The following is a 6805-nucleotide window of genomic DNA, read 5'->3' as shown; positions in this document are numbered from 1 at the left end:
GAGGAGGAACCTTGCCTACTTGGGTTACCTTCAATCCAGCCTACAGAACCTTCAGTGGAACTCCGAGCTCTTCCGAGTTCGTTACTATCCCGCTCGCGGTGACGGCAGATGACGGTAACGGAGGGACGGAAACGGACACCTTTGACATCACGGTACTCAATACCAATGATGCGCCAACGGTGGCCAATCCGATTCCGGATCAGTTTGCCACAGAGAACAGTGCTTTCAACTTCCAGTTTGGATTGAATGTATTCAATGACATCGATGTGGGGGATGAACTATCCTACACCGCTCAATTGGCAGGTGGTGGATCCTTGCCAACTTGGCTGAGCTTTGATGGGCTTAACCGAAGGTTTACTGGTACTCCAGCTCAGGCCGATGTGGGTGATTTGGAAATTGATGTCATAGCGAGTGATGGAAAAGGTGGATCAATAACCGATACCTTTAAAATTACTGTGGTTAATGTCAATGATGCGCCAACGGTACAGAATTCCATTCCCAACCAAAACGCAACAGAGGATGTCGAATTTGTTTTCCAGTTTGACTCGGATGTCTTCTTTGATGCGGACGGGGATGAACTGAGTTATTCTGTCCAGCTGGCCGGAGGAGGAACTTTGCCTACTTGGTTAACCTTCAATCCAGCCAACAGAACCTTCAGCGGAACTCCGACCAATTCAGAGGTAGGTACGATCACCATCGCTGTGACGGCAGATGACGGTAACGGAGGGACGGAAACGGACACCTTTGACATCACGGTACTTAATACCAATGATGCGCCAACGGTGGCCAATCCGATTCCGGATCAGTTTGCCACAGAGAACAGTGCTTTCAACTTCCAGTTTGGATTGAATGTATTCAATGACATCGATGTGGGGGATGAACTATCCTACACCGCTCAATTGGCAGGTGGTGGATCCTTGCCAACTTGGCTGAGCTTTGATGGGACTACTCGAACATTTAGCGGAACACCTGGGAATTCGGATGTGGGCAACTTGGATGTTGTGGTGACGGCAAGTGATTCAGATGGGGCCTCTGTTTCTGACACTTTTACCCTAATTGTGGTAGGGGTTAATGATGCTCCGGTGATCACTGCGCCATTTTTTATCCAGGTAACTGAAGATGTTTTGTCACCTTTGACAGGAATCAGTATTGAGGATGTTGATGCAGGTTCAGGGGAGATGACCTTGACGCTAAGTGTAACTTCGGGTGCGCTTTCTGCTACCTCTGGAGGCGGAGTTACCGTAGGAGGAACAACAACTGCACTTACCCTTTCAGGAAGCTTATCAGATCTGAATGATTTCATTTCAGCCGGTCATGTGGGCTTTACGACAGCTTTGAACCAAACGGATCAAGTAGAGATGGAATTGGAGGTGAATGATAATGGCAATACGGGAACAGGTGGTGCCTTAACCAATAGATCGACTGTATTTTTATTGGTTCTTTCCGTAAATGATCCTCCGGTAAATATAGTTCCCGGGCCACAATCCGTGGATCAGGGAGGAATTTTGATTTTCAGTACAGCAAACGGTAATGCTATTTCTACCTCAGATGTGGAAACTAGGCTTAATGATGATATCACGGTCACCCTTACGGCGATAAATGGCACGCTCACCTCGATCAGTGTTATTGGTGTGACCACCAGCCCTGGAGATGGGATTGATGATTCATCAATTACCCTTTCGGGGACAGTTACGAATGTTAATAATGCCATGAATGGCTTGGAGTTCCGGCCTACCCCTGGATATTTCGGAAATGCAAGTCTTACCATCACATCAAATGATGGGGGGAAATTTGGACTTGGGGGTGTCTTGACAGACACGGACGAGATTTCAATCACAGTCAATTCAATTAATCCAATCGTAAATCGGGTGACTAGCAGTGTAGCCGACGGATTTTATAAGATAGGGGACGTTCTTACTATTGAGGTTGAGTTTGATCAGGTGGTAGAGGTGAATACTACTGGAGGCTCTCCAACCCTAAGTCTGGAAACAGGAGCAACAGACAGGCAAGCAGTCTATTTGGAAGGTTCTGGAACTAATACCTTAAGCTTCTCCTACACCGTACAGCAAGGGGATTTTTCATCGGATTTGGACTACTCTGGAATTGATGCCCTTGCATTGAATGGAGGTATTATTGAGAATGTTTCAAATGATCCTGCAGTTTTGGATCTGCCTGCTGCTGGAACTGCTAATTCTCTCTCAGGACAAAAGGATATTGGCATTGACGGAGTTGTTCCTGTAATTACTTCCGTTTCGGTCCCTTCTAATGGGGTTTATGCCATCGGTCAGAACTTGGATTTTACGATCAACCTCTCTGAAGCGGTGCTAGTCAATGGTACTCCACAATTAAGTCTTACAATTGGGACAAATACAGCTCAGGCAAGTTATTTATCCGGTTCAGGTTCCAATGTTTTGGTTTTCAGGTATACTGTACAAAGCGGCGACCTTGATCTAAACGGAATTGTTGTAGGGTCTTTGTCACTCAATGATGGAACGATTAGGGATGCGGCAGGAAATAATGCCAACCTAACCATCAATACTGTAGGAAGCACCAGTCAGGTGTTAGTTGACGGAGTAGCGCCAACGGTGGTAAGTTTGAGTTTGAATGACAATTCGTTTGCCATCGGCCAAACGGCAACCCTTACCCTGATCCTTAGCGAAAGAATCTCAGGCCTTCAAGCTACTGATTTTACAGTTGGTAATGGAATTCTTTCCGGTTTGTCCTCTTCAGACGGAGGAGAAACTTGGACTGCAAGTTTTACTCCAAGTTTAGGGATTGAGGATGATACGAATGTAATTTCACTAAACAATGCAGGATATACCGACCTGGCCGGTAATGCCGGAAATGGAACCACAGAATCCTTCAATTATGAAATCGATACCCGGCGTCCAACTGCTACGATAGTAGTGGCGGAAGCTGAATTGAACTCAGGAAAGACGAGTCTGGTCACGATCACATTTACAGAAGCTGTGACAGGATTGATGCTGGATGATTTTAGTGTTGCAAACGGCATTCTTTCTGATTTGGAATCTGTTAATGGAGGAATAACCTGGACGGCAACGCTGACTCCTGATTCGGGAGTAGAAGATGCCAGTAACTTGATCATACTAGACAATACGGGTTACCAGGATTTAGCCGGAAATACTGGATCCGGAATAACGGAGTCCAATAATTATTCCGTGGATACACAAATTCCCGCAGGCTATTCCGTTTCCATAGTTCCTGATAGAATAAATGGAGTAAACCAGAACAATTTTAGTTTCAGCCTCATAGATGGAGAATTAGGTTCGGATTACTCATTTTCGATCAGTAGCAGTGCAGGAGGGACCCCTGTTACCGGAACCGGAGACGTCACTAGTCAGAATCAACTCATTGATGGGGTCAATGTAAGTAGTCTTCCTGATGGAATCTTAACCCTGACAGTCACCTTAACGGATGCTTCAGGTAATGAAGGGGGCGAAGTAAGCGATACAGTTGAAAAACGTTTACCTGCAGTTTTGACCATCACCGTAAGGACACAAGCTGGAGAGAATAACGCTACAGATGGGGAATTTGAGATTTTGACTGATAACCTGTTTGCGACAAATACCACAGTTACCATTCAAGTGGGTGGAACTGCAAGTCCGGGTTCGGATTACCAAGCCTTGGGAACCTCCTTCGTTTTCCCAGGAAATACACCTAGTGTGATCCTGCCGGTTTCGATAATCGATGACTTTAATGTAGAAGGTGAGGAGACGATTATTTTAACCTTGACCGGCACTGATAATGACCTGGTGACTATAGGCACACCAAGTGAAGCAACGATGACGATCAGTGACGATGATGTCGCGACTGAACTCATTATTACTCCGACAGCAGGACAAAATAAGGAATATGGAGATACTGATCCGGATGCTTATGCCTATACGGTTGAGGGCTTCAAAAATGGTGATAATATCTCCATTTTGACAGGAGCTTTATCAAGGGAAGTCGGAGAAGATGCAGGCACTTATGCCTACACATTAGGCAACCTGAACGCAGGCCCGAATTATGAATTAGTGCTTAACCCGGAGGTATTTACGATTACTCCAGCCACATTGTCGATCCAAGTAGACGAGCTTGAAAAAGTATATGGAGACGATAATCCAGTCTACACTTATACCCCTACTGGCTTTAAGCTAAATGACACTGCTTCGATCCTTGGAGGAGCACTTGGTCGAACCGGAGGAGAGAATGTGGGCACATATGGGTATAACTTAGGAACACTGACTGCGGGTGCCAATTACAATCTGCAGTTGATCAGTACTACTCCCTTCTTAATTACACCTGCACCGTTGAGGATTATTGCAGATGACAAGCAGAAGATCTATGGAGAAGCCAATCCGCCCTTGACCTTCACGTATGATGGTCTTGTTAATGGTGATACGCAATTAGCTGTCGAACCGACCCTCTCTACTGAAGCTACAATCAGCTCCCCTGTAGGAACTTATGATATTACAGTGACGGGCGGCTCAGATCCCAACTATTCGATCTTGCGAGTAGAGGGAACCTTGACCATTGGACAAAAAACAGTAACGATCACAGCATCCAATCAAAGCAAAGTATACGGTGAAGCCAATCCAGTTTTGACCTTTAGCTATAATGGTTTATTGGATGGAGATACTCAAATTCAGATCGAACCGACCATTTCCACTGAAGCTACGATCAGCTCCCCGGTTGGAACTTATGATATCACATTGACAGGTGGCTCAGATCCAAACTATGACTTTACACTGGTCAATGGAACGCTGAGCATTACTCCGGCAACATTAACGATCATTGCGGATGATAAATCTAGGGTATATGGAGCAGTCAATCCGCCCTTGACATTCAGTTACGCAGGGTTAGTCAATGGTGATACCGGAGTTGCCGTTGAGCCAAGTCTAGCCACGACAGCTACCTCAAGTTCCAATGTGGGAACTTATCCGATCACCTTGACTGGAGGTTCAGATCCGAACTATGCGATCACGAGGGTAAATGGTACCTTGAGCGTTACGCCTGCACCCCTAACGATCACAGTGGATAATAAGCAGAAGATCTACGGCGAAGCGAATCCACCGTTGACCTTCACCTATGAGGGACTGGTAAATGGAGACACGCAGATTCAGACAGAGCCAACTCTTGAAACAACCGCTACTCAAATTTCTCCAGTAGGAAACTATCCAATCACCCTAACTGGTGGCTCCGATCCTAACTATTCGATCTCACGAGTAAACGGGATCTTGACCATCGGACAAAAGACAGTCACAATCACTGCTGCTAATCAAAGCAAAGTGTATGGACAGGCCAATCCACCATTGACCTTCAGTTACGTAGGCTTATTGGAAGGCGATACCCAAATCCAGATCGAACCGACCATTTCCACTGAAGCAACGATAAGCTCCCCGGTAGGAACTTATGATATCACGTTAACAGGCGGCTCAGATCCAAATTATGCATTCAATTTGGTAAATGGCACCTTGAGCATTACCCCAGCTAGTTTAACGATCACAGCAGATGATCAGCAGAAGATCTATGGGGAAGCAAATCCAGTCCTGACCTTCAGTTATACAGGTTTGGTGAATGGTGACACGAAAGTGACTACTGAACCAAGCATCAGCACGACTGCAACGGCAAGCTCAAATGTGGGCACTTATCCAATTACCCTAATTGGCGGATCAGATCAGAACTATGCAATCACCCTGGTCAATGGAACCTTGATAGTTGGTCAAAAAGCTTTGACGATCACGGCGGATGATAAGTCGAAAGTGTACGGCGAAGCGAATCCAGTCCTGACCATCAGCTATAACGGTCTAGTAAATGGCGATACGCAAGTGACAACTTTACCTAGCATCAGCACAACCGCAACCCAAGGATCGAATGTCGGAACTTACCCGATCACCTTAAGCGGTGGCTCAGATCAGAACTATGCGATCACCTTGGTCAACGGAACCTTGACAATTGGTCAAAAAGCTTTGACGATCACGGCGGATGATAAGTCAAAAGTGTATGGAGAATCAAATCCAACTTTGACCTTTACTTACACTGGTCTGGTAAATGGCGATACCCAAGTGACCACCGAACCGAGCATCAGCACAACCGCAACACAAGGATCGAACGTGGGCACTTACCCGATCACCTTAAGCGGTGGATCCGATCCAAATTATGCGATTACCTTGGTCAACGGAACTTTGACAGTTGGTCAAAAAGCGGTGACCATCACCGCAGATGATAAGCAGAAGATTTATGGGGAAGCGAATCCAGTCTTGACCTTCAGTTATACAGGTTTGGTGAATGGTGACACGAAAGTGACCACTGAACCAAGCATCAGCACAACCGCAACCCAAGGATCGAATGTGGGTACTTATCCAATCACGCTAAGCGGTGGATCGGATCTAAACTATGCGATCACTTTGGTGAACGGCACCTTAACAGTTGGTCAAAAAGCTTTGACGATCACGGCGGATGATAAGTCAAAAGTGTATGGCGAAGCAAATCCAGTCTTGACCTTCAGTTATACAGGTTTGGTGAATGGTGACACGAAAGTGACTACTGAACCAAGCATCAGCACGACTGCAACGCAAGCTCAAATGTGGGCACTTATCCAATTACCCTAATTGGCGGATCAGATCAGAACTATGCAATCACCCTAGTCAATGGAACCTTGACAGTTGGTCAAAAAGCTTTAGAGGGATCAGTAAAAAAAAAAAGTAGAAAGCAAAACGCGTACCAACAGCAACGCGGAAATATACGGCAGAACTAAGGACATAGTGAAAGAATGAAGCTCTATGACCATTATGCCAACAGC

The 6805-nt window shown here is 45.9% G+C and carries 1 pseudogene; it reads left to right on the top strand.

The features are described from left to right. Positions 1-11: 11 nt before the first annotated feature. Positions 12-6760 (top strand): annotated as a pseudogene (locus DDT91_RS20265) (MBG domain-containing protein). The last annotated feature ends 45 nt before the right edge of the window (positions 6761-6805 follow it).

The sequence above is a fragment of the Algoriphagus sp. AK58 genome (assembly GCF_014324365.1).
GTDB lineage: Bacteria > Bacteroidota > Bacteroidia > Cytophagales > Cyclobacteriaceae > Algoriphagus.
The sequence above is the reverse complement of the archived record's forward strand: the minus strand, read 5'-3'. Positions and strand labels throughout refer to the sequence as shown.